Here is a 24,008-nt window from a genome sequence, read left to right as displayed (position 1 = left end):
GACAAGCTGTGTGGCTCACAGGCGGCATGTCGCCGACGGTCCACGCATGCCCCCATTGTTGCCTGTCACTGACTCACCCACAAGCGCCCGGCGAACGGGACGACCCACCTGACGAAAGATGGCCAAAGGGACTGGCGCGCCCTCAGGAAAGCGCTCGGGGCGTGTCTTTCACATCATGGCCATTTTTTGTGAAACGCCACGGTGTCAGCCGTGAAGCGCAATGCTACAATAGCCGCCTTTCTTTCCCCCGATCGATCGTGTCTCACCGCTCAGGCCGCACCGACAGGAACCTCACATGACGCAACGCCCCCAGGACTCCTCGCCCAGCAAGACTTCCTTGAGCTACAAGGATGCAGGTGTCGATATCGATGCAGGCAACGCCCTCGTGGAACGCATCAAGGGTGTCGCCAAGCGCACTCACCGCCCGGAAGTGATGGGTGGTCTGGGTGGCTTCGGCGCCCTGTGCGAACTGCCGCAAGGCTATCGCCAGCCCGTGCTGGTCACCGGTACCGATGGCGTGGGCACCAAGCTGCGCCTGGCCATGGACCTCAACCGTCACGACACCATCGGCATCGATCTGGTCGCCATGTGCGTCAATGATCTGGTGGTCGCCGGCGCCGAGCCGCTGCAGTTCCTCGACTACTATGCCACCGGCAAGCTGGACGTCGACATCGCCGCTGACGTCGTCACCGGGATCGGCGAAGGCTGCCTGCAGTCCGGCTGTGCACTGGTCGGCGGCGAGACGGCCGAGATGCCGGGCATGTACGAAGGCAGTGACTACGACCTGGCCGGCTTCTGCGTCGGTGTGGTCGAGAAGTCCGAGATCCTCGACGGCAAGAAGGTCGGCGAAGGCGACGTGATTCTGGGTCTGGCCTCCTCCGGCCCGCACTCCAACGGCTACTCGCTGATCCGCAAGATTCTCGAAGTCGCCGATGCCTCGCTGCTGGAGCAGCAGATCGACGGCCAGCCGCTGGCTGACGCCCTGATGGCGCCGACGCGCATCTACGTCAAGCCGCTGCTGTCCCTGCTCAAGGAAAGCGATGTCAGCGTGCACGCCATGTCCCACATCACCGGTGGTGGCCTGCTCGAGAACATCCCGCGCGTGCTGCCGCATGATTGCACCGCCGAGATCGACGTCGCCAGCTGGAAGCGTCCGGCCGTGTTCGACTGGCTGCAGCAGCAGGGCAATGTCGAGGAGCACGAGATGCACCGCGTGCTCAACTGTGGCGTCGGCATGGTCATCGTCGTGGCCGCGGCGGATGCCGATGCCGCGCGCGCTCACCTGGAAGCCCAGGGCGAGACGGTCTTCACCCTCGGTGCCATCCGTGCACGCAAGGGCGAAGAAGAACAGGTCCAGCTGGAGAATCTGTCCGCATGATCGAACCGACCACCAACGCCTCCAACGGTGACACTCTCGGCGGCTTCGGCAACGGTTTCGAGGCGGATGACACGCCGGTACGCCCACGCGTCGTGGTACTGATCTCCGGCAGCGGCAGCAACCTGCAGGCGCTGCTGGAGGCTCAGGAGCACGATGAGCTGGGCGGCGACGTGGTCGCGGTGATTTCCAACAAGGCCGATGCCTACGGCCTGGTGCGTGCGCGCGAAGCGGGCGTGGATGCCGTGGTGCTGCCGCATGACGAGTACGAGAATCGCGAGCACTACGATGGCGCCCTGATCAAGGTGATCGAACGCCACGAGCCGGATCTCATCGTGCTGGCCGGCTTCATGCGCATCCTGTCGCCGATCTTCGTGCAGCGCTTCTTCGGTCGACTGATCAACATCCATCCGTCACTGCTGCCGGCCTGGCCGGGCCTTGATACCCATCGCAAGGTTCTGGAAGCCGGCGAGAAGGAACACGGCGCCAGCGTGCACTTCGTCACCGAAGAGCTCGACGGTGGCCCGGTGGCGATCCAGGCCGTCGCCAACGTGCTGGAAGGTGATGACGAAGCCAGCCTCAAGGAACGCGTGCACACGCGTGAGCATCTGATCTACCCGATCGCGGTGCGCTGGTTCCTCGAAGGCCGCCTGAAGCTCGACGGCGAAGTGGCCAAGCTGGATGGCCATGACCTGCCGGTGGGCGGTCTGCGCCTCTCCCACGCCGATGTGGAAGAAGAGCTCAGCGATGAGCTGCCGGAAGGCGAAGAAGACTGATCCGCACTGTCTGCCTTGCTGACAAGGCAGGCTGAGCTGACAGCGAGCTGAAAACAGAAGACCCCGCGACATGCCAATGTCACGGGGTCTTCTTGTCTCTCACGCTTCCCCTCTCTCTCGGCGCTTGCGCTTCTAGAAGGTATAACTCACGCCCACCTCGCCGCGCGCCGTCACCTCATCCCAGGTCTCGATGCCGGCGCCCAGATGCAGCATGGCATTGCGACCCAGTTGCATGCGCCAGCCGCCATCGACACGCAGGTAGTTGTCACTGCCGCGATCGAGATCCTCGGCGCTGTAGGCGTTGGTCGGCAGGCTCGCCAGACGCACCTCGGCGCTCTCGGCGTCGTCATCGAGACGCTTGCCGTAGGCCAGCTCCCCGTAGAGGCCGAAGCCATCCGCGACGGCGCGATCGACCATGAAGCCCAGCTCGACACGCCGATCGCGCAGCGTCTGATCCGAGACGCTCAGGGCATTGGCGGCGGAGCCGGATTCGGTGTAGCCATCGAGGTCGGACTCGGTGTGGCGATAGGCCACGAAGGGCGCGTTGTACCACAGCGAATCGGCGGCGGTGAGGCGATAATCGAGACGCGCCTCGGCGCTGAAGCCATCGCCATCCGTCTCACCGGACAGGGTGCGCGATGACTGGCCCAGCGCGACATGGCGGTCGAGGTCGTACTCGAAGTCACCGTAGCTGGCCACTGCCTGCATGCCAACTCTGCCCAGCTGCTGACGGGCGAACAGACTGAATACCTGACCTTCCAATTCAAGCTCACTGCCGTCGTCCACATCGAAGTCCGCATGGCGCTGACTGACCGCCACCCCGCCCCAGGCGCGGCCGAGCGCGTTGTCCAGCGGCAGCATCACGCCGACACCCGCGCCGCGCTGTTCGCTGTCAACGCCTTGCTGGCCGGTGGAGGTCTCGCCATCGCCGGTGCCGCCAGTGGCCGAGCCGATGGCGAACACACGCACGCCCGTCTCCCCTCCCGCCTGCGGATGCTGCGCCCCGGGGCGCAATTCATCGGCGAGGCTGCGCTGACTGGCATTGAGTGCCCCCGTGCCCAGCTGCGGCGCCAACCCCAGTACCGAGGGCGCGGCGAGCATCGCATAGGCGTAGTCGGCGAGAATCTCCTGGCCGGCGGTGGTCGGGTGCACCCCGTCATTGAACAGCAGGGAGTCCGGGTCTTCTGCAGCTCCGCCCAGCCCGTAAGGCGTGACGTTGCAGCTGTCCGAGAAGCACACCTGGGTCAGCGGCACGTCGCTGGCAAAGCCGAACTCGGCCGGCGATGCCAGAACCTCCCCGAGAATGCCGACGGTGTCGAGCCGGATGATGTTGACCTGACCATCCAGCGCCGCCAAGCGCTCGCCCAGCGCGTCATTGAAGACGCCCACCAGCGCGGAGGTCCCCGCCGCCTGCGCGGCACCCGCCGACTGACCGGCCGGCGTGCTGCCGACATCCGGCAGGTTGGAGACCATGATGGTGGTCGCCCCCGCCGCGGCCAGTGCCTCCACCGCCGCGGCCAGATTGCCGGCGGAGGCGACCGCCGTGGCCGGTGAGGTGATCACGCCCTGCAGGAAGTCATTGCCACCGCCATTGACGTAATAGAGCGCGTCCGGGTCGGCACTGCCGCCGGTGCTGACCAGATAGCCATCCTCGACCCTGAGCACCGTACCACCGCCCGGGCTGCCCGCGGGGATGACCACCTCGGAGCCATCCTCGTCGGTCACCGAGGCCAGAATCTGCGCCGTGGTATAGCCGCCCACGGCGTAGTTGGTGCCGTCACTGAAGCCGGCCAATTGATAGATCACCGAGGTGGAAGGCTCAGCGGCAAGCCCAAGCTCCGTGGCCAGCAACTGGGTCGAGACACTGCCATAGGGCGAGTTCTCGTAATCCGGCCCGCTGCGGTTGGTGAATCGCAGGCTGTTGAGGCCGCCCAGGGTGGTATCGGGGAACTGCCCGGAATCGCTCAGGCTGTCGCCGAAGAGATAGATGTCGGAATAGGCCTGCGCGGGAGCCGCCAGCAGCGTGGTGCTGATGGCGAGCGCGAGACTGCTCAGAGTGAAACGTCGGACCAGACCGCTGGCGCTGGTCGGAGGGAATACAGCGCGATGTGAACGCGATGGCATGGCGTGCCCCTTGCTTGTGGGAGGTATCCGTCCTGCAGCCACTCTGGGGTGGCCTGCAGACAAGCATAGGCAATAAAACAAGTGATTGAATCGATTGTTTTGTTCAACTTCCGACTAATGCTTCGGCTCGCAAGCAGCAAGCAGCGAGCACATCCACGACGGATCTCGCCTGCGTTCGCGCAAAGAAAAAGCGCCTCCCGGGGGAGGCGCTTTCGGCAATCACAGGCGCGGCTGGCAGCGGAAGCAGTACCGCTACCGGTGCCTCAGGTACGCGGCAGTGTCACGCCACGCTGGCCCTGATACTTGCCACCGCGATCCTTGTAGCTGGTCTCGCAGACTTCGTCGGACTCGAGGAACAGCATCTGCGCCACGCCTTCGTTGGCGTAGATGCGCGCCGGCAGGTTGGTGGTGTTGGAGAACTCGAGGGTGACGTGCCCTTCCCACTCCGGCTCCAGCGGCGTCACGTTGACGATGATGCCACAGCGCGCATAGGTGGACTTGCCCAGGCAGATGGTCAGCACGTTACGCGGAATGCGGAAGTACTCGATGGTACGGGCCAGTGCGAAGGAGTTGGGCGGAATCACGCAGGAATCGCCTTTCACGTCCACGAAGCTCTTCTCGTCGAAGTGCTTGGGGTCCACCGTCGCCGAATGGATGTTGGTGAAGACCTTGAATTCATCCGAGCAGCGCACGTCGTAGCCGTAGCTGGAGGTGCCGTAGGAAATCACACGGCGCTCATCGTGAAAGCGCACCTGATCGGGCTCAAAGGGTTCGATCATGTCGTGGCTTTCGGCCATGCGACGGATCCACTTGTCGGATTTGATGCTCATCGAGCGTACCTGACTGACTGATGGGGGAGAGACGCGTGAGCGCCATGAAACGCGGGCCAGCATGATACCGGCCCGCTGCGCCGCTGGAAACCTCGCGACGAGGCGACGGCGGCGTGTCGGCTCAGGCTCAGCTGAAGCTGATGCTCGGGCCTTCGTCCGCCTCGGCAGTGTCCAGGGTCTCGATGACCTGACGCGCGATGGAGAGGAAGCACTTGGCCACCTCGCCTTGCGGCTCCGCGATCACGCTGGGACGACCACCATCGGCATTCTCGCGGATGCTCAGGGTCAGCGGCAGCTGGCCCAGCAGGCGAGTCTGGTATTCCTCGGCGATGCGCTCACCGCCACCGGCACCGAAGACCGCTTCACTGTGGCCACACTGGCTGCAGGTATGCGTGCTCATGTTCTCGACCACGCCCAGCACCGGCACCTTGACCTTGCGGAACATCTCGATGCCCTTCTGGGCATCCAGCAGCGCGATGTCCTGCGGCGTGGTGACGATGACAGCCCCGGAGACCGGCACCTTCTGTGACAGGGTCAGCTGGATGTCACCGGTGCCCGGCGGCATGTCGATCAACAGCACGTCCAGCTCTCCCCAGGCAGTCTGGTTGAGCAGCTGCTGGAAGGCACCCGCGACCATCGGGCCACGCCAGACCATCGGGTCCTTCACGTCGACCAGGTAAGCCATCGACATGGTCTTGATGCCGTGGGCCTCGATGGGGCTGAAGACCTGCTCACCGGCCATCTCCGGACGCTGACCGGTCGGCACGCCGAACATCTGCGCCTGACTCGGCCCGTAGATGTCGGCGTCCAGCAGGCCGACCTTGAGACCTTCCTGAGCCAGCGCCAGTGCCAGATTGGCCGTCACGGTGGACTTGCCGACGCCACCCTTGCCGGAGGCGACGGCCACGATGTGCTTGATACCTTCCATATCTTGAAACTCCTGTGACGGCCTGCGCCGCGCGGTCAACGCAGCAGGCGCAGACGTCTGAACTGTCAGCGAAAAAAGCCGTGGAACACGATGGGCACAGTATGCCTGCCACCGCGATACGGGCCAAGCCGATGGGACATGCCTCGAGGAGTCATGACCCGATGAACCATGATCAGAAACGCACGTCGACCGGCAGGAAACGCCATTCGCCCGGTGCCATGCGGCCCAGCAGGATCGCGCCCAGGCGCAGGCGGCGCACCTCGATGACCTTGAGGCCCTGCTCCTCGACCGCGCCACGGATACCGCCCACCGGCACGCGCTTCATGGCGATGCGCAGACGGGTATCACTCTGCCAGCTGATGCTGACCTTGGGCTTGCGGCCACGGATGTCGGCGCACAGCGCGAAGCCGATACGCTTGAGGCCTTCATCATCCAGCGTGCCTTCCACTTCGACGACGTATTCCTGCTCCAGCTGGTCCAGGTCATCACCGAGCTTGCGGATCACGCCGCGATTCTGTGACCACACCGCGAGACCGGACTCGTCCTCGGCCAGCTCCGCCAGCGGCTGCTGGGACAGGAAATGCACCTTGAGCCAGTCGGCACCGCTGTGGTCCAGCGCACTGCGCGGCGCGCCGTCACGCAGGGTGAGCGGGTCCGGCAGCGGAGCGCCCGGCGGGCGATACCACACCAGAGTCATCGGCGCGATGGGCTCCATGCTGGCGCCCTCATCGACCGTGACTTCCTCATCCGTGACCTTGAAGAACGGCGCCTCGACGACTTCGCCCGCGACTCGCACCACGCCCTGGGCGATGAGATGCTCGGCTTCACGACGTGAAATGCCCTGCTGATGGGCCAGAAACTTGGATAGACGGACGGGTTCAGTCATGGAAACTCTCAAGGACAGCGACGCTAGCGACCGGAGGCAATGGCACGCACCAGCGCAGGATGACGAAGTGTGATGCACGATGGACAATCACGAAGACCGGCCATGATAACGACATGGCGGCGCGATGACACGGGAGAATGCCCGCCGCCGCCCGGCGTGATTCAATGGCGGCAGGGAACTCTTCCCGACTGTCGTCGTCTGAGCTGCGTCAGAGTTGCGTTGAAGCCGACAAGGGGCATCGAACGAATGACATCGGGCAAGATGGCGCGTCTGCGCGACTCGCCCTCATGCGACCATCACTGCTCGATCGCGCCCGAAGGGTCATCACGCCGGGGGATGCCTGTGTCACTGCCTAGATTGGCACACCACCCCAAGCCTACAGGACATGTCTACAGGTAAACTGCATGCGTCCATCGACATCCGCGCACCCCGTGCGTGCCCACGCTACACCCCCGGCACCGCGCCGCGGCATTGCCGGCATCGACCGCCACGCCACGCTGCGTGGACTGCGTCATCTGCTGCTTGTCGCGGGGCTGACGCTGGCGGCTGGCTGCTCGGCGCCACAGGCCTCGGACACCCCTGCCGCTGCCAATGCCGTCAGCGCCGCCGCCAAGGCCGAGCGCCTCGAGAGCCTGCTGGTGCGAGGCCAGGACGATATCCCCGATGAGCTGTTGCTGACCAAGGCCGGCGCCCGCGCCATCGACCCCAATGGCCAGCGACCGGTGGACGACCCGCTGACCTGTCTGGCGCGCGCCGCCTACTGGGAAGCCAAGGGCGAAGGCCGAAGCGGCATGCAGGGCATCGTCAACGTGGTGATCAATCGCGCCGCCGACCCGCGCTTCCCCGACAGCCTTTGTGGCGTGGTCAAGCAGGGCGGCGAGAGCGGCAGCTGCCAGTTCTCCTGGTGGTGTGACGGGCGTTCCGACAGGATTCGCGAGCCGAAGGCCTATGCCGAGGCACGCGACGTGGCCCGTCAGGCACTCAACCATCAGCTGGAAGACGTCACCGACGGCGCGCTCTACTTCCACGCCCGCTACGCCACACCCTACTGGGCCAAGCGCTTCGTGCGCACCGCGCGCATCGGTCAGCACCTGTTCTATCGCAACTGAGCGCGAGCCGCTGCTGCTGGATGACCGCTGTTGAGAGCCAACCGACACTGCGACCACAATTCGGAAACACGACGCCCCCGTTGCCATTGGCAGCGGGGGCGTCTGCATGAGAGCGGCTGAGCTTACTTGTCCGGCTGGGCCGCCAGCTTGGTACGGATGAATTCGCTGTGACTGACGTGCAGCAGTCCGGCAAGCCGGCGGATGCGATGCTCCTCATGGGCATCCAGCTCGCCATCGGCGTACGCCAGCTCCCAGAGCATGCCGATCAGCTCGGTGCGCTCCTCAAGGCTCATGTGCTCGTTGAGCTGCTTGACGAAGCGGTAGTGATCCGTGGCCTGTTCGGCATCCTGTTCGGCCTGGGACAACAGGCTGGCAAGCTCATCCTTCTCCAGCGAGAAACGCTCGGCCAGCTGGCGTGCAAGCGCTTCTCGCTCGCGCACGTCGAGGTGGTCATCGGCGCGCACCACCTCGAACATCAGCACGGCCATCGCAAGTTCGGGGCCGGGTTCATCGTTGGGGCGCGCGTTACTGCCGGGCATCATCACCTGACGGATGAGACGATTGATCTGACCTGCGACGGATAGTTGAGCTGCCATGCTGACCTCCAGAAACGGGAAAAGTGGCGTATAGCATCCTTCATGAGGGCGCCGGGAAGGGATGCAACCGTTCAGTTGCGCATGGCGGCGTTGCTGGTGACGCGACGCGCCCTTCGCGCCGCCCGCACCTTCGCGATATAGTAGCGCTCATCCCGACGGGGCGATGCGTTCGCCCCTATCACGTGTCATTCCGGCGAGCCGCTGCCCTTCACGCAGCAGGCGCCCTTTACCGTCAAGACGAGGCCTCATGTCAGCGCGCAAGATTCTGGTCACCAGTGCCCTGCCCTATGCCAATGGGTCGATCCACCTGGGTCACCTGCTTGAGTACATCCAGACCGACATCTGGGTACGCTTCCAGAAAAGTCGTGGCCACGAATGCCATTACGTGTGCGCCGATGACGCCCACGGTACCGCCATCATGCTGCGTGCCGAGCAGGAAGGCGTCACCGCCGAGCAGCTGATCCAGCGCGTGAGTGACGAGCACCAGGCCGATTTCGCCAAGTTCGGTGTCGACTTTGACAACTACCACTCCACCCACTCGCCGGAGAACCGCGCCCACAGCGAGCGCATCTATCTGGCGCTGCGTGATGCCGGCCATATCGCCACCCGCGATATCGAGCAGATGTTCGATCCGGTCAAGGGCCTGTTCCTCGCCGACCGCTTCATCAAGGGCACCTGCCCGAAGTGCAAGACCGAAGACCAGTACGGCGACAACTGTGAAGCCTGCGGCGCCGCCTACACGCCGGCCGAGCTGATCGATCCGGTCTCGGCCATTTCCGGTGCCACGCCGGAAATGCGCACCTCCACCCACTACTTCTTCAAGCTGCCGAACTTCGCTGAGTTCCTCAAGGAGTGGACCAGGAGCGGTCGCGTGCAGAGCCAGATCTCCAACAAGCTGCAGGAATGGTTCGAGGCGGGTCTGGCCGAGTGGGACATCTCCCGCGATGCACCCTACTTCGGCTTCGAGATTCCGGACGCGCCGGGCAAGTACTTCTACGTGTGGCTGGACGCGCCGATCGGCTATCTCGCCAGCTTCCAGAACCTGTGCGAGAAGCAGGGCATCGACTTCGACAGCTACTGGAAGGCCGATTCCGATGCCGAGGTCTATCACTTCATCGGCAAGGACATCGTCTACTTCCACGCCCTGTTCTGGCCGGCGATGCTGGAAGGTGCCGGCATGCGCACCCCGACCGGCGTCAACTGCCACGGTTTCGTGACCGTGAACGGCGCCAAGATGTCCAAGTCGCGCGGCACCTTCATCAAGGCCGATACCTACGCGCAGTTCCTCAACCCGGAATACCTGCGCTACTACTTCGCCGCCAAGCTGACCTCCGGCGTCGATGACCTCGACCTCAACCTCGAGGACTTCACCGCCCGCGTGAATTCCGACCTGGTGGGCAAGGTGGTCAACATCGCCAGCCGCTGTGCCGGCTTCGTCAAGAAGCTGGGCGACGGCAAGCTGTCCGCCACCTGCGCCGAGCCGGAGCTGGTCGAGCGCTTCATCGCCGCTGGCGAAGGCATCGCGGCGGACTTCGAAGCCCGTGAATTCGCCCGCGCCATGCGCAAGGTGATGGAGCTGGCCGATGAAGCCAACACCTACATCGCCGACAAGGCGCCGTGGGCGATGGCCAAGGAAGACGGTCGCGAGCAGGAAGTGCTCGAGGTCTGCTCCGTGGGCATCAACCTGTTCCGCCAGCTGATGGTCTATCTGGCGCCGGTGATTCCGGAGCTGGCCGACAAGGCGCGCGACTTCCTGAACCTCGAGAGCCTGGACTGGGCCAGCCGCGAAAGCGTGCTGACCGATCATGCCATCAACAAGTTCAAGCCGCTGCTGACCCGTGTCGAGCCGGAGCGCATCGACAAGATGCTCGAAGCCTCGCGCGAAGTGCTGGTCGAGGAGCAGAAGATCAAGGACGGTACCGCCAAGGCGGAAGCTGCCGCCGCGCCGAGCCCGCTCGACGCCGACCCGATCGCCGAGGAGATCGACTTCGACACCTTCATGAAGACCGACCTGCGCGTGGCGAAGATCGTCAAGGCGGAGCACGTCGAGAAGGCGGCCAAGCTGCTCAAGCTGACACTGGATATCGGCGGCGAGACGCGCACCGTATTCTCCGGCATCAAGTCCGCCTACGCGCCGGAAGCCCTGGAGGGCCGCCTGACCGTGATGGTCGCCAACCTGGCACCGCGCAAGATGCGCTTCGGTGTCTCCGAAGGCATGGTGCTGGCCGCCGGTGATGACGAAGGCATCTACCTGCTGGAGCCGCACACCGGTGCCAAGCCGGGTCAGCGCGTCACTTGATCCGCTGATTCAGCCTCGCTGAAGCCTCTTCAGCGCAACGCCCCGCCAGAGAGTCTCTGGCGGGGCGTCGTCGTTCAGGCATCTGGCTCAGGACTCGGCAGTATCACGATCACTCGTAACGGCGACCGGCATGCTCCAGCCAGCCGCCCACATGGCGCCCACCGGGATCATGATGCGTCCAGTGGATCACGCCGCCCTTGTCGGTCCACTCGTATTCCCCGTAGAAGCCGATGCGATCCCCGACCTGAAGACTGTCGATACGCGGCGCGAGATCGATGTTGTGCGCCACCAGAATGGTGGTCCCGCCTGCCACTCGAATCAGGAACTTCTGATGACGACTGCCCTTGAGATCATCCCGGAGCAGGCGTATCACCTCCCCCGTGCCGCGCACCTGCACATCACTCTGCTGCGCGCGGATGGCATCGCGCAGGCGCTGCTCATCCGCGGAGCCGGTGCCCTGCTCCTGCGCGGCCTGCGGAGAGCGGAAGTCGCTCCACAACTGTGTGAGCGAAAGGTTGCCATTGCCCGTCAGCTGGGAAATTCCCGCCAGGATGACCACGATGACAATGACCCACAACGGCCGCCTGCCGCGCGAACCCGATCGACGCATATCCCACTCCTTGTGCAATCCCTTGAGGATGAAGAGACACTGGCAACGCCAGAATCATAAAAAGTAATAAAGGAATTCTTCTTTATTACTTCAAGAACCAAGCAAAACACGAAACAATGGCCGTCTCACACTGGCAACACTGCGCCTTGATTGCCACGCTACAGGCTGTCGGCAGGCAGTATCTTGCGTATAATGCTGCCGCGCTCGACGCTCCTTCCTGACGTGCCGCATCCTGACTGCGCACGACAGCGACGCGCCATGATCTTCTGCTAGCGCAGCGTCATGCCTGTCGACCGTACACCAGAGCGCCTTCGAAACACCCTGACCGAGCGACGCCCCTGATGAGTGAATACCTTCTTATCCTGATCAGCACCATCCTGGTCAACAATTTCGTGCTGGTTCAGTTCCTCGGCCTGTGCCCGTTCATGGGGGTCTCCAACAAGCTGGAGTCGGCGATGGGCATGTCGCTGGCCACCACCTTCGTGCTCACTCTGTCCTCGATGTGCGCCTACCTGACCTACCACTTCATCCTCGCGCCGCTGGGGCTTGAGTACCTGCGCACCATCGCGTTCATCATGGTGATTGCCGTGGTGGTGCAGTTCACCGAGATGGTGGTCAAGAAGACCAGTCCGCTGCTCTATCAGGTGCTGGGCATCTTCCTGCCGCTGATCACCACCAACTGTGCGGTGCTCGGCGTGGCGCTGCTGACCCTGAACCGCAATTCAAGCTTCATGGAAGCCACGCTCTACGGTTTCGGTGCGGCCGTGGGCTTCTCGCTGGTGCTGGTGCTGTTCGCCGCCATGCGTGAGCGCCTGGCCTTCGCCGATGTGCCACGCCCCTTCCAGGGCCCGGCCATCGCGATGATCACCGCCAGCCTGATGTCGCTGGCCTTCCTCGGCTTCTCCGGACTGGTGCAGATCTGACATGCTCGATTTCCTCAACGACCATACGCTGATCTCCGCCATCATCGCGCTGGTGGCCATGGCGATCGTCTTCGGTGGCCTGCTCGGCTTCGCCTCGGTGGCCTTCAAGGTCGAGGGCGACCCCATCGTCGAGCAGATCGATCAGCTACTGCCGCAGACCCAGTGCGGCCAGTGCGGCTATCCGGGCTGCAAGCCCTATGCCCAGGCCATCGCCGAGGGGGACGAGATCAACAAGTGCCCACCGGGTGGCGAGAGCACCATCGCCTCGCTGGCCGACCTGTTGGGGCGCGAGGCCACGCCGCTGGATGGCGATGCCGACAACACCCCCAAGGTGGCGGTGATTCGCGAAGACGAATGCATCGGCTGCACCAAGTGCATCCAGGCCTGCCCGGTGGACGCCATCCTGGGCGCCGCCAAGCACATGCATACCGTGATCGCCGACGAATGCACCGGCTGCGACCTGTGCGTCGAGCCCTGCCCGGTGGACTGCATCGACATGGTGCCGGTCGCCACCGACGTGCGCAGCTGGCACTGGCCACAGCCGGCCGGCCCGACCCGAGACAATACCCGCTTCAGCGGCAGCCTGATCGTCACTGACGCTGCCCCGCAAGAGCGCGCTACCGCCACCTCTGCAAGGAATGTCGCCTGATGGTTCTGTCGTTGCTCAAGTCCATGGTGACGTCCCGTTCTGCCACGAGCACCGCTGCCCCGCGCGCGACAGGCAGTGACAGCGCTCCCCGCGTATTCGACTTCCACGGCGGCATTCACCCGCCGGAACACAAGGCACTCTCCAATCGCGCCCCGCTGGTGGCTGCCCCGTTGCCCCATGAGGTGGTACTGCCGCTCAGTCAGCATATCGGCGCGCCCGCCCAGCCGCTGGTGGAGATCGGCCAGCGCGTGAAGACCGGTGAGCTGATCGCTCGCGCCCAGGGCATGATCTCCGCGCCAGTGCATGCCAGCATCACCGGCGTGGTCACCGCCATCGAGCCGCGCCAGATCCCTCACGTCTCGGGCCTGGAAGATCTGTGCATCGTGATCGAGCGTGACGGCGAGATCGATAAATGGGCGCGCCTTGAGGCCTGGCGCGACTGGCGCCAGCAGGAAGCCCAGGACCTGATCCAGCGCCTGCAGGACGCCGGCGTGGTCGGTCAGGGCGGTGCCGGCTTCCCCTCGGCGGTGAAGGCGCGGGTGCGGGAGCGCCACGCCATCGACACCCTGATCCTGAACGCGGCGGAGTGCGAGCCCTACATCACCGCCGATGACTTGACCATGCGCACCCACCCGGAAGCGCTGATCGAAGGGCTCGAGATTCTCGCCAGCCTGATCGGCCCCGAGTGCATCCTGATCGGTATCGAGGACAACAAGCCCGAGGCCGTCATCGCGCTGGAGCAGGCGATTCGCGCCCGGCGTGCCGACAAGCGCCTGCCGCCACTGGATTCACGTCTGGAAGTCGTGGTGGTGCCGACCAAGTACCCCTCCGGCGGCGAGAAGCAGCTGATCAAGCTGCTGACGGATCGCGAAGTGCCCAGTCGCGGCCTGCCTGCGGATGTCGGCGTGGTGGTGCACAATCCGGGCACCGTGCGCGCGGTGCAGCGTGCGGTGTGCTTCGGCGAGCCGATGATCTCGCGGGTCGTCACCCTGACTGGCGAGGCCCTGCAGCACCCGCACAACGTCGAGGCCCGCCTGGGCACCGCCATCGGTGACCTGCTGCGCCTGGCCGCTCCTTCTGCGAGCGGCATCGCCCGTCTGGTGATGGGTGGGCCGATGATGGGCTTCACCCTCGAGAGTGACGCCCTGCCGATCATCAAGACCACCAATTGTCTGCTGGCCTCCTCACCTGAGGCGGTGCCGGCCCCCGCTGTCGAGCAACCCTGCATCCGCTGTGGCATGTGCGAGCAGGCATGTCCGGCGGAGCTGCTCCCGCAGCAGCTCTACTGGTTCTCCAAGTCTCGCGAGTTCGACAAGGCCGAGCTCTACAACCTCGCGGACTGCATCGAGTGCGGTGCCTGCTCCTATGTCTGCCCCAGCCAGATTCCGCTGGTGCAGTATTACCGCTTCGCCAAGGGCGAGATTCGCACCGCCCAGCACGAGGCGCGCAAGTCAGAGCGCGCCCGTCACCGCTTCGAGTTCAAGCAGGCGCGCATGGCACGCGAGGAAGCCGAGAAGGAAGCCAAGCGCCAGCAGCGTGCCCAGGCCGCCCAGAAGGCCGCCGCAGCGCGCGCCGATGCCAGTGCCACCGCAGACACGACGTCGACCTCGGCCTCCACAGCGACCACGGCTGCCCAACCGGCACCGGCCACCGATATCAAAGCCTTCAAGACGGCGCGCGCCGCAGCCAACATCGCCCTCAAGAAGGCCGAGAAGGCGCTCAAGGCGGCTCAGGACAGTGGCGAGAGCAGCGCCAGTGATCTTGCGGCGCTTGAGGCCAACGTGACCGCGGCCAAGGCCAAGCTTGCCAGCGCCGAGAGCGCCCTCAAGGCCGCCAGCGAGGCGAGCGAGTCCGCCGCTGCGGCCCCCGCCTCTGCTGCCACCGGCGCGTCCGCCCCCGCCGCCGCAGCCCCGGCTGCCGCAGCTTCGGCTGGCGACCTCAAGGCGCTCAAGACGGCGCGTGCCGCCGCCAACATCGCCGTCAAGAAGGCCGAGAAGGCCCTCAAGACGGCACAGGACAGCGGTGAGGGTGATATCGCGGCGCTGGAGGCCAGCGTCACGGATGCCAGGGCCCGACTGGCCAAGGCCGAAGCCGACCTCAAGGCCGCCAGCGAGACCAGCGAGTCAGCTGCCCCTGCGGCGGCAAGCACCTCCACGACAGGCGCCGCTGCCCCGGCAGCCGCAGCGCCGGCTGCCGATCTCAAGGCGCTCAAGACGGCGCGTGCCGCCGCCAACATCGCCGTCAAGAAGGCCGAGAAGGCCCTCAAGACGGCACAGGATAGCGGTGAGGGTGACATCGCGGCGCTGGAGGCCAGCGTGACAGATGCCAGGGCGCGACTTGCCAAGGCCGAAGCCGACCTCAAGGCCGCCAGCGACGCCAGCGAGCCAGCTGCCCCTGCGCCAGCCAGCACTTCCTCAACAGGCGCGGCTGTCCCTGCAGCCACAGCGCCGGCTGCCGATCTCAAGGCGCTCAAGACGGCGCGTGCCGCGGCCAATATCGCGGTCAAGAAGGCCGAGAAGGCGCTGGCCCGCGCCAGCGAAAGCGGTGAAGGCGATATCGAGGACCTGCAGACCCTGCTGGCCACCGCACAGGAAAACCTGCGCGCCGCCGAGGTTCGCCTGACCAGCGCGCAAGCTGAGGGCACTGGCGCGCCGCCTGCCGCCAAGGGCGCGGGTGAATTGATTCCCGAGGCCCCCAAGGCTGCCGCGGGGTCGGTGGGTCGTGGCAGCATGGCCAGCAACGTGACGCTCTCCCAGGCCGAGATCGAGGCATCGCGCGCCGAGAACCTCGCCAAGCGTCACAAGCAGGTCACCATTGCGGTCAAGGCGGCCGAGGCGGCCCATCGCAAGGCAGAGGCGGCACTGAGCGAGGCGGATGATGAAAGCCGCCAGCGACTGGCCACCAAGGTCGACCGTACGCGCCGCAATCTGGAACACGCCCGCGAGTCGCTGGCCGAGGTACAGGCACTGGTGGACGCGCAATGAGTGACGCGCGTTCCTTCACCGCCCCCTTGGCAGGCCGCTGCACCGCACGCCACACGTCATTGTCCATTTACCGCAAGGATCTGAACGCCTCATGAGCCTGATGCACGCAAGCTCTCCCCATGCCCACGGCCCCACCGCCACCTCGCGCGTGATGGCCTGGGTGCTGGCTGCCACGCTGCCGGGCATCGCCTTACTCTGCTGGCACTATGGCTGGGGCGTGCTGTTCAATCTCGTCTTCGCCTGCCTGACCGGCATCGCGCTCGAGGCGCTGTTGCTCAAGCTGCGCGGACGGCCGGTCAGCTTCTTCCTCAAGGACAACTCGGCGCTCGTCACCTGCGTGCTGCTGGCCGTCTCGCTGCCGCCGCTGGCCCCCTGGTGGCTGGTACTGACCGGCGTGGTCGCGGCCATCGTGGTCGCCAAGCAGCTCTACGGCGGCCTGGGCCAGAATCCGTTCAATCCGGCGATGGTCGCCTATGCGCTGCTGCTGATCTCCTTCCCGGTCGAGATGTCGCGCTGGTCGGCCCCCGATGGCTTCACGCTCGGCTTCGCCGACAGCCTCAGGCAGTTCTTCGGCATGATCGCCACGCCGGATGCCCTGACCGGCGCCACACCGCTGGACGCCTTCCGCAACAAGGGCGAGCTTTCCAGCAGCGAGTTCTGGGCCGACCCGAGCCTGCTGCCCGCCGCCAACCTGCTGGCCTGGCAGCAGACCGCCATCGCCTGGGGCTTCGGCGGCCTGGTGCTGCTGGCACGTCGCCTGATCACCTGGCATATCCCGGTGGCGATGCTGGGCAGCCTGAGCGTGATCTCGGGCATCTTCTTCTTGTTGGAGGGCGATCAGCATGCCAGCCCGCTGTTCCACCTGCTATGCGGCGCGGCGATCTTCGGTGCCTTCTTCATCGCCACCGACCCCGTCACGGCGGCGACCTCCAACAAGGGCAAGCTCTACTACGGCGCGGGTATCGGCGTGCTGATCTATCTGATTCGCACCTTCGGTGCCTATCCGGATGCCATCGCCTTTGCGGTGCTGCTGATGAACTTCAGCGTACCGTTCATCGATTACTACACGCAGCCCCGCAGCTATGGCCACAAGAAGGCCCGTCGCGGCATCAAGCTGGAGGACAAGGCATGAGCCTGACGCCGGATCAGCCGGAACAGCAAGCCCAGGCCGCGCGAGGCCTGAAGCACAACATCGCGCGGGCCGCCTCGGGCCTGGCGGTGTTCGCCATCGTCACCGCCGGCGTGGTGGCCGTCACCCAGATGACCACCGCCGACACCATCGCGGACAACGAGCGTGCCGCCCAGAGCGCCGCGCTTGCCGAGATCATCCCGCCGTCACTGCACGACAATGACCTGCTCGACGATGCCTTCGTCCTGCCGCCCTCCCAGGTGCTGGGACTAGTGAGCGCCGACACCGGCTGGCGCGCCACTCGGGATGGCAAGACCGTCGCGGTGCTGCTGCCGGTGGTCACCGGCAAGGGCTACAGCGGCGATATCCGCCTGCTGGTCGGTATCCGGGCAGATGGCAGCGTAGCCGGCGTGCGCGCCGTCAAGCACGCCGAGACCCCGGGGCTGGGCGACAAGATCGAAGCCCGCAAGTCCGGATGGATCCATGAGTTCGACGACCAGACGCTCAGCTCGGTGGAGTGGAAGGTGCAGAAGGATGGCGGAGACTTCGACCAGTTCACCGGCGCGACCATCACCCCGCGTGCAGTCGTGGGGGCCGTGCGTCAGGCGCTGATCTACTTCATGGCGCATCGCACGGCGCTGCTGGCCGGCGACAGCGAGACGCTGACCGCGACACGCCGCGCCGCCAAGGCACAGGACACCGCACACGCTCCCTCCGCTGACGGCACGCTTGCGCCATCAGCGACTTCTGAACACGGCGGAGATGAACCTCATGAGTGATATCTCACTTGGCAAGATCAGCCGCGACGGCCTGTGGGACAACAACCCAGCGCTGGTACAGCTGCTGGGCCTGTGTCCGCTGCTGGCCGTCACCGCCAGCGTCGTCAATGCCATCGGCCTGGGACTTGCCACCCTGCTGGTGTTGGTCGGCTCCAACGTGGCGGTGTCACTGATCCGCAATCTGGTGCCGTCGGCGGTACGCCTGCCGGCCTTCGTGATGATCATCGCCTCCTTCGTGACCTGCGCTGAGCTGTTGATGAAGGCGTATACCTATGAGCTCTACCAGATTCTGGGCATCTTCATTCCGCTGATCGTCACCAACTGCGCGATTCTCGGGCGTGCCGATGCCTTCGCCGCCAAGCACCCGGTGCTGCCGGCGGCCACCGATGGGCTGATGATGGGGCTGGGCTTCATGGCCGTGCTGGTACTGCTGGGCGGCATGCGCGAGCTGTTCGGTCAGGGCACGCTGTTTGCGGGCATGGAGCTGCTGCTCGGGCCGGTGGCCGCCGACTGGAAGCTGACGCTGTTCCCGGACTACTCCTTCCTGTTCCTGGTGCTGCCGCCCGGCGCCTTCTTCTGCATGGGGCTGATCATCGCGGGCAAGAAGACCATCGATGAGCGCCTCGAGCAGCGCCGCAAGGCAGCAGCCGTGGATGCGCCCAAGGCCTCGCGTCGCGTGCGCGTCACCGGCACGATTTCCTGATACGCGGGCCTGAGCCCCGGGCCTGCCTGCTTTATTCTGTCTGTTTCCCCTGTCTGCTTTTCCCTGTCTGGAGGCCAGCTGTGTTCCTCCAGACAGACACTGACCGAACCTCGCCGACCTGACACCGAGCTGCCATGAACGCCCAGAAACGTCTCGAGATCTTCACCCGCCTGCGCAACGAGAATCCAGAGCCACGCACGGAGCTTGAGTGGTCGACGCCCTTCGAGCTGTTGATCGCGGTCCTGCTCTCGGCGCAGGCCACGGATGTGGGTGTCAACAAGGCCACCGCCAGGCTGTATCCGGTCGCCAATACCCCGGAGAGCATTCTGGCGCTGGGCGTCGAGGGACTGAAGGAGTACATCAAGACGATCGGGCTTTTCAATACCAAGGCCGAGAACGTCATCAAGACCTGCCGCATGCTGATCGAGCAGCATGGAAGTGAGGTGCCGCAGACCCGCGAGGCACTGGAAGCGTTGCCCGGCGTGGGCCGCAAGACCGCCAACGTGGTGCTCAACACCGCCTTCGGTCAGCCGACCATGGCGGTGGACACGCACATCTTCCGCGTCTCCAATCGCACGCGAATCGCGCCGGGCAAGAACGTGCTGGAGGTCGAGCACAAGCTGATGCGCCATGTACCGAAGGAGTTTCTGGTCGACGCCCATCACTGGCTGATCCTGCATGGCCGCTACACCTGCGTGGCACGCAAACCACGCTGCGGCAGCTGCGTGATCGAGGACCTCTGCGAGTACAAGGACAAGGTAGACCTCTAACACATCAGAACATCAGGCGTTATCGGGGGGCTCGACCATGCGTGGCCGGCAGGCGTGAACGTTGACTGAGCGAGGACCCCGCCTCCCTGCCTATTCAACCGAGCGGCAACGTAGACTGGAGGCTATCTCCATCGCCCCGGGAACCCGCCATGGCCGCACCTTCCGATGCCGAGGGACGCCACCCTTCGCATTCAGAAGTCTCCACCGAGCCCCTAGCGTCTGACGACGACAGCCTGCATGCACGACTGCAGGCCATGTCGTCACGTCTCGAGGCGCTGCAAGCCGAGAACCATCTGCTGCGCACGCTGGTCGACACCCATCCCGACATCCTGTTCATCAAGGATGCCAAGGGGCTGTTTCGCTTCGCCAATCGCACCCTGACCGACTTCTACGGCACCACGCTCGAAGACATCATCGGACGCGACGACAGTCATTACACCGGCAATACCGAGCAGAGCCGCTTCTTCCGCCGCAGCGTGGAGCAGGTGCTCAGCAAGTTCGAGCGTGAGCAGGTCTTCGAGGATGCCACCGACGGCACCACCGGCGAGATCAATCATTTCCGCTCCATCAAGCAGCCCTTCCATGACATTCATGGCAAGCCGCTGGTCGCCGTGCTGGCGCACAACATCACCGCGGAAGTCCGTGAGCATGAGCGCAAGAGCCGTCATATCGATCATATCTATGACACCTCGCTGGAAGGCTTCTGGGACTGGAACATCACCAACAGCTCCGTGACGCATAATCGGCGCTGGTCCGAGATCCTGAACGTCCCCCACGACGAGCTGCACAACAGCCTCGAGGAATTCGCCAGTCTGCTGCATCCCGAGGACACGCCGGAAGTCATGGTCGCCATCCAGGACTGCCTGGAAGGCGGGACACCCTACTACCATCGCCATCGCATGCTGACACGGGACGGGAATGTCGTCTGGGTCATCGACAAGGGGGACGTGATCGAACGTGATCACGACGGCACTCCCCTGCGCATGATCGGTTCCATCACCGACATCACGCGCATCGTCGAATCAGAAGCCCTGCTGCATCAGCACAGTCGCTTCGACCCTCTCACCAAGCTGGCCAATCGCGCCACGCTGATTGATGCGCTGCAGCAGGCGATCATCATCACGGACGCCAGAGACACTCACGGGGCGCTCATCTTCATCGACCTGGATCACTTCAAGAAGATCAATGACCTGCTGGGGCATACCACCGGCGACCATCTGTTGATCGAAGTGGCCCACCGTCTGACCGGCCAGGTGCGAGAGACGGATCTTGTCGCGCGCTTTGGCGGGGACGAGTTCGTCATCCTGGTACAGCCCTTGAGCCATGACCCGCAGGCAGCCTGTCGTGAACTGGATGAGCTGATGGAACGTCTGCAGCAGGCGCTCAACCAGCCCTATACGCTCTCCGACCCGCAGTCGCAGCCACTGGATCATCACAGCTCGGCCAGTCTGGGCAGCATCATGTTCCATGATCGCGCCCTGAGTGCGGAGGAGCTCATCCGCCGCGCCGATATCGCGATGTATCGCGCCAAGGAAGCCGGACGCAACCAGACCGTGCGCTTTGACCCCAGCATGCGCGTGGAGCTTGAGCGGGCCGTGCAGCTGGAAAATGACCTGCGTCGCGCCATCGAGCACGAAGAGCTTTACATGGAGCTTCAGCCGCAATTCGACAGAGGGCTCAAGCTGGTCGGCGCTGAATGCCTGTTGCGCTGGCGACATCCTCGGTTCGGCAACATCTCCCCCTATGAATTCATCCCGCTGGCCGAGAAGAGCCAGCTGATCGACAGCCTCGGCGACTGGGTACTGGAACAGGCCTGCAGGCTGCTGGCGGGCTGGCAGAACGGCACCGGTTTCGCCGAGCTCTATCTATCTGTCAATGTCAGCGTCAAACAGCTGGAATCACCGCACTACGTCAGCAATGTCGCCAGAACGCTCGGCCAGCACCCCCTCTCCCCTGAATACCTGCAACTGGAACTGACCGAGAATGTCTTCGCGACCGACATGCCAGCCACGGTGGCACGCATGCATGAATTGCGCTCGCTGGGACTGCGGCTGTCACTGGATGATTTCGGCACCGGCTTCTCCTCGCTGACCTACATCAAGCACCTGCCCTTCGATGAGCTCAAGGTGGATCGCAGCTTCGTCAATGATCTCGAGAACGACGAGATGAACCGCCGGATGGTGAACTTCATGGTGCAGCTGGGGCATGAACTGGGCATGTGCGTGGTGGCGGAAGGCGTTGAGACCTCCAGACAGCGAGAGCTGCTGCTGGAGATGGGCTGCGACGCCCTGCAGGGCTACCTGATGGACAAGCCCATGGGGATCGACGATTTCACCGCCAGGTACCTGGACACCTGATGGTGCAGGAGTGGGAGTGGGACTTGGAGTGAGAGTGGGAGTGGGACTTGGAGTGAGAGTGCGAGTGAGAGTAAAAGTGAGCAGGTGAGTGAGGAGTGACGCTCGGGCCCACATGCCGCAGTGCAACAGCACGACAGCGTCCACGCCGCATTCATGGCACACTGTGGCCTCTTTTCTGTCCGGATACCGTGCGCAATGGAAGACTTCTTCAACTGGATCGGCACTCAGCTTGGCGCCGCCATCCGCTTCATCGTGGAGGGCCTGAGCGGCTTCTTCGCCAATTTCGACGACGCCCTCAAGGGCTTCTTCAGTGGTCTGGCCGGTGAGCTGGGCATGAGCACCTCCCTCTTCAGTCTGCTGGGCCTGGTGTTCGGGCTGTATCTGCTGTTCAAGGGCGTCACGTCACTGCTCAGAGGCTCGATCATCGGCGGCATCCTGCTGGTGTTCCTCGGACTGACCTTCCTAGGCTGGATGATCGCCTGATCGCGCTACCTCATCGGCCACAAAAAATCCCGCCAGTCCGAGACTGGCGGGATTTTTTCGTTCTCGCCCGAGAGAAGGCGTCTGACGCAATCGCGTCCCCTCAGCCTTCCAGCAACAGCAGGATCGACAGCGCGAACAGCACCCACATGGTCGGGCGAATCTCCCGCGCCTTGCCGACCCCCAGCTTGATGATCACGAAGCTCAGGAAGCCGAACACGATCCCGTGGGTGATGGAGTAGGTCAGCGGGATCATCACCATGGCGATGAAGGCCGGAATCGCATCATCGAACTGGTGCCAGTGAATCTTGCGAATCGGCTCCATCATGAACACGCCGACCAGAATCAGCGCCGGCGCGGTGGCGATGGCAGGCACCAGCGACAGCAACGGCGCCAGGAACAGGAACGGCAGGAAGCACAGTGCCACGACCACGGCGACGAGACCGGTGCGCCCACCCTGGCTGATGCCGGCCGCCGATTCGATATAGGCGTTGGCAGGGCTGGTGCCCAGCGGTGCGGAGACCAGCGCCGAGAAGGCATCGACCATCATCGAGCGACGGATGTTGCGCGGGTCACCATTCTCATCCTTCAGATTGCCCGCCTCAGCGACCGCCATGAAGGTGGACAGGGCATCGAAGAACACCGTGAACAGGATGACGAAGATGAAGGGCACGTAGGCGATCTTCAGCGAGCCCATGAAATCCAGTGCCAGCAGGCCGCTGAAATCAGGTGCCGCGAAGATGCCGGTGAAGTTGACCAGCGTCGGCTGCGCGATCTCGGGCGGGAAGTAGGCAGTCCCGTCCCCCCACAGACGGCCGATGGTGGCCGCCATCAGGGTGGTCGCCACGATGCCGATGATCAAGGCGCCATGGATACGTCTGGCGACCAGAACCGCCGTCAGCGCCAGCCCGATCATGAAGATCACCAGCGAGGGCGTCATGGGGGCGACACTGACCACGGTGACGGGGTTGGACACGATCAGCTTGGCATTCACCAGCCCGATCAGGGTGATGAACAGGCCGATACCGCAGGCAATCGCATAGCGCAGCTGAGCGGGAATCGCATCGATGACCAGACGTCGCACGTTGAACAGCGCCAGGATGGCGAAGATGACACCCGCCCAGAAGACGCACCCCAGCGCGACCTCCCAGCGCATGCCGGTCCCCAGCACCATAGTGTAGGCGAACAGGGCATTGATGCCCATGCCCGGTGCCACCAGGATCGGATTGCGGGCGTACAGTCCCATCATCAGGCTGCCGAAGAAGCTGACCAGCACGGTGGCGGTCAGTGCGGCACTGAACGGCATGCCCGTAGCGGACAGAATGCCGGGATTGACCACGATGATGTACATCGAAGCCAGGAAGGTGGCAATGCCTGCCAGCACTTCCGTGCGCGTCGTGGTGCCTTCGGCGCGAAGTGAAAAGAGGCGCTCGAACAAGGTGAGACTCCCGTGGACTAGGTCGCGATTGGTTGGAGACAAGACGGATTTCACTGCAGGCGTTTCAGAGGCTGTGTGCTTTGCAGGACACTGCCGGATGTGGCGATTCGTCCCTGACAGGCAGGGACGGACAGCCGCCGCAGCGCAAGGCACTGATGCGCCAGAGCATGGCACCAGCGCAAGGCACTGCGAATGACGCACCGTCTCCGTGCATGACGCTGTGAATGACGACCAGCGCTCGCCACCACTTGCGCGTCACATTC

The 24,008-nt window shown here is 64.4% G+C and carries 20 protein-coding genes; 13 read left to right on the top strand and 7 right to left on the bottom strand.

Going from position 1 to position 24,008, the window contains the following annotated elements; translation table 11 throughout:
* The first annotated feature begins 295 nt into the window (after positions 1 to 295).
* Positions 296 to 1,378, top strand: a complete 1,083-nt coding sequence (purM, locus tag HXS66_RS15640; RefSeq protein ID WP_176503999.1) for a phosphoribosylformylglycinamidine cyclo-ligase — start codon at positions 296 to 298, stop codon at positions 1,376 to 1,378.
* Positions 1,375 to 2,151, top strand: coding sequence for a phosphoribosylglycinamide formyltransferase (purN, locus tag HXS66_RS15635; protein ID WP_176494409.1), 777 nt, complete (start codon positions 1,375 to 1,377; stop codon positions 2,149 to 2,151). The genes purM and purN overlap by 4 nt, the downstream gene beginning before the upstream one ends.
* A gap of 132 nt (positions 2,152 to 2,283) precedes the next feature.
* On the opposite strand, the gene HXS66_RS15630 is transcribed toward purN, so the two are convergent.
* The 4 genes from HXS66_RS15630 to HXS66_RS15615 form a co-directional block, all read right to left on the bottom strand.
* Entirely contained in the window at positions 2,284 to 4,275 is a 1,992-nt protein-coding gene (locus HXS66_RS15630; RefSeq protein ID WP_176503998.1) for an autotransporter outer membrane beta-barrel domain-containing protein, read from the bottom strand.
* Between the two features lie 263 nt (positions 4,276 to 4,538).
* Entirely contained in the window at positions 4,539 to 5,105 is a 567-nt protein-coding gene (gene dcd / locus HXS66_RS15625; RefSeq protein WP_043334107.1) for a dCTP deaminase, read from the bottom strand.
* 127 nt (positions 5,106 to 5,232) lie between these two features.
* Positions 5,233 to 6,033 (bottom strand): iron-sulfur cluster carrier protein ApbC, encoded by an 801-nt coding sequence (gene apbC, locus HXS66_RS15620; RefSeq protein ID WP_084208220.1) that lies wholly within the window; start codon positions 6,031 to 6,033, stop codon positions 5,233 to 5,235.
* 172 nt (positions 6,034 to 6,205) lie between these two features.
* A complete protein-coding gene (locus HXS66_RS15615) occupies positions 6,206 to 6,919 on the bottom strand; it encodes an RNA pseudouridine synthase (protein ID WP_176503997.1) in 714 nt (237 codons plus the stop codon).
* Between the two features lie 404 nt (positions 6,920 to 7,323).
* Here HXS66_RS15615 and HXS66_RS15610 point away from each other — a divergent pair, with 404 nt between their 5' ends.
* Positions 7,324 to 8,028, top strand: coding sequence for a cell wall hydrolase (locus HXS66_RS15610; RefSeq protein ID WP_176494411.1), 705 nt, complete (start codon positions 7,324 to 7,326; stop codon positions 8,026 to 8,028).
* 122 nt (positions 8,029 to 8,150) lie between these two features.
* On the opposite strand, the gene HXS66_RS15605 is transcribed toward HXS66_RS15610, so the two are convergent.
* Positions 8,151 to 8,624 (bottom strand): TerB family tellurite resistance protein, encoded by a 474-nt coding sequence (locus HXS66_RS15605; protein ID WP_077374187.1) that lies wholly within the window; start codon positions 8,622 to 8,624, stop codon positions 8,151 to 8,153.
* Positions 8,625 to 8,871: 247 nt separating this feature from the next.
* Here HXS66_RS15605 and metG point away from each other — a divergent pair, with 247 nt between their 5' ends.
* Positions 8,872 to 10,923: a methionine--tRNA ligase gene (gene metG / locus HXS66_RS15600; RefSeq protein WP_136938640.1), complete on the top strand. Its 2,052-nt coding sequence runs from the start codon at positions 8,872 to 8,874 to the stop codon at positions 10,921 to 10,923.
* Positions 10,924 to 11,032: 109 nt separating this feature from the next.
* On the opposite strand, the gene HXS66_RS15595 is transcribed toward metG, so the two are convergent.
* Positions 11,033 to 11,533 (bottom strand): DUF3465 domain-containing protein, encoded by a 501-nt coding sequence (locus HXS66_RS15595; RefSeq protein ID WP_077374193.1) that lies wholly within the window; start codon positions 11,531 to 11,533, stop codon positions 11,033 to 11,035.
* Between the two features lie 341 nt (positions 11,534 to 11,874).
* On the opposite strand from HXS66_RS15595, the gene rsxA reads away from it, so the two are divergent.
* From rsxA to HXS66_RS15550, 9 genes are all read left to right on the top strand, one after another.
* Positions 11,875 to 12,456, top strand: coding sequence for an electron transport complex subunit RsxA (gene rsxA / locus HXS66_RS15590; protein ID WP_077374196.1), 582 nt, complete (start codon positions 11,875 to 11,877; stop codon positions 12,454 to 12,456).
* 1 nt (position 12,457) lies between these two features.
* Positions 12,458 to 13,105, top strand: a complete 648-nt coding sequence (gene rsxB / locus HXS66_RS15585; protein ID WP_077374199.1) for an electron transport complex subunit RsxB — start codon at positions 12,458 to 12,460, stop codon at positions 13,103 to 13,105.
* Positions 13,105 to 16,089, top strand: coding sequence for an electron transport complex subunit RsxC (rsxC, locus tag HXS66_RS15580; protein WP_176503996.1), 2,985 nt, complete (start codon positions 13,105 to 13,107; stop codon positions 16,087 to 16,089). The genes rsxB and rsxC overlap by 1 nt, the downstream gene beginning before the upstream one ends.
* A 91-nt stretch (positions 16,090 to 16,180) precedes the next feature.
* Positions 16,181 to 17,221 (top strand): electron transport complex subunit RsxD, encoded by a 1,041-nt coding sequence (gene rsxD, locus HXS66_RS15575; RefSeq protein WP_176503995.1) that lies wholly within the window; start codon positions 16,181 to 16,183, stop codon positions 17,219 to 17,221.
* Positions 17,218 to 17,997 carry an electron transport complex subunit RsxG gene (rsxG, locus tag HXS66_RS15570; RefSeq protein ID WP_176494415.1) on the top strand — a complete coding sequence of 260 codons (780 nt, stop codon included), beginning with the start codon at positions 17,218 to 17,220 and terminating at the stop codon, positions 17,995 to 17,997. Before rsxD ends, rsxG begins: the two co-directional genes overlap by 4 nt.
* The gene (locus HXS66_RS15565) at positions 17,990 to 18,700 is read left to right on the top strand and encodes an electron transport complex subunit E (protein ID WP_084208213.1); all 711 of its coding nucleotides are present in this window, start codon (positions 17,990 to 17,992) and stop codon (positions 18,698 to 18,700) included. The genes rsxG and HXS66_RS15565 overlap by 8 nt, the downstream gene beginning before the upstream one ends.
* 134 nt (positions 18,701 to 18,834) lie before the next feature.
* Positions 18,835 to 19,470 carry an endonuclease III gene (gene nth, locus HXS66_RS15560; protein WP_077374212.1) on the top strand — a complete coding sequence of 212 codons (636 nt, stop codon included), beginning with the start codon at positions 18,835 to 18,837 and terminating at the stop codon, positions 19,468 to 19,470.
* A gap of 149 nt (positions 19,471 to 19,619) precedes the next feature.
* Positions 19,620 to 21,827, top strand: a complete 2,208-nt coding sequence (locus HXS66_RS15555) for an EAL domain-containing protein (RefSeq protein WP_176503994.1) — start codon at positions 19,620 to 19,622, stop codon at positions 21,825 to 21,827.
* 195 nt (positions 21,828 to 22,022) lie between these two features.
* Entirely contained in the window at positions 22,023 to 22,310 is a 288-nt protein-coding gene (locus HXS66_RS15550; protein WP_077374218.1) for a hypothetical protein, read from the top strand.
* 100 nt (positions 22,311 to 22,410) lie between these two features.
* Here the strand turns inward: HXS66_RS15550 and HXS66_RS15545 are convergent, their stop codons facing one another.
* The gene (locus tag HXS66_RS15545) at positions 22,411 to 23,745 is read right to left on the bottom strand and encodes an NCS2 family permease (protein ID WP_084208211.1); all 1,335 of its coding nucleotides are present in this window, start codon (positions 23,743 to 23,745) and stop codon (positions 22,411 to 22,413) included.
* Between the last annotated feature and the right edge of the window lie 263 nt (positions 23,746 to 24,008).

It is taken from the genome of Cobetia sp. 5-11-6-3 (assembly GCF_013374055.1).
Classification (GTDB): Bacteria; Pseudomonadota; Gammaproteobacteria; order Pseudomonadales; family Halomonadaceae; genus Cobetia; species Cobetia marina.
Note: the sequence above shows the minus strand (reverse complement) of the source record. Positions and strands in the feature narration are given on the sequence as shown.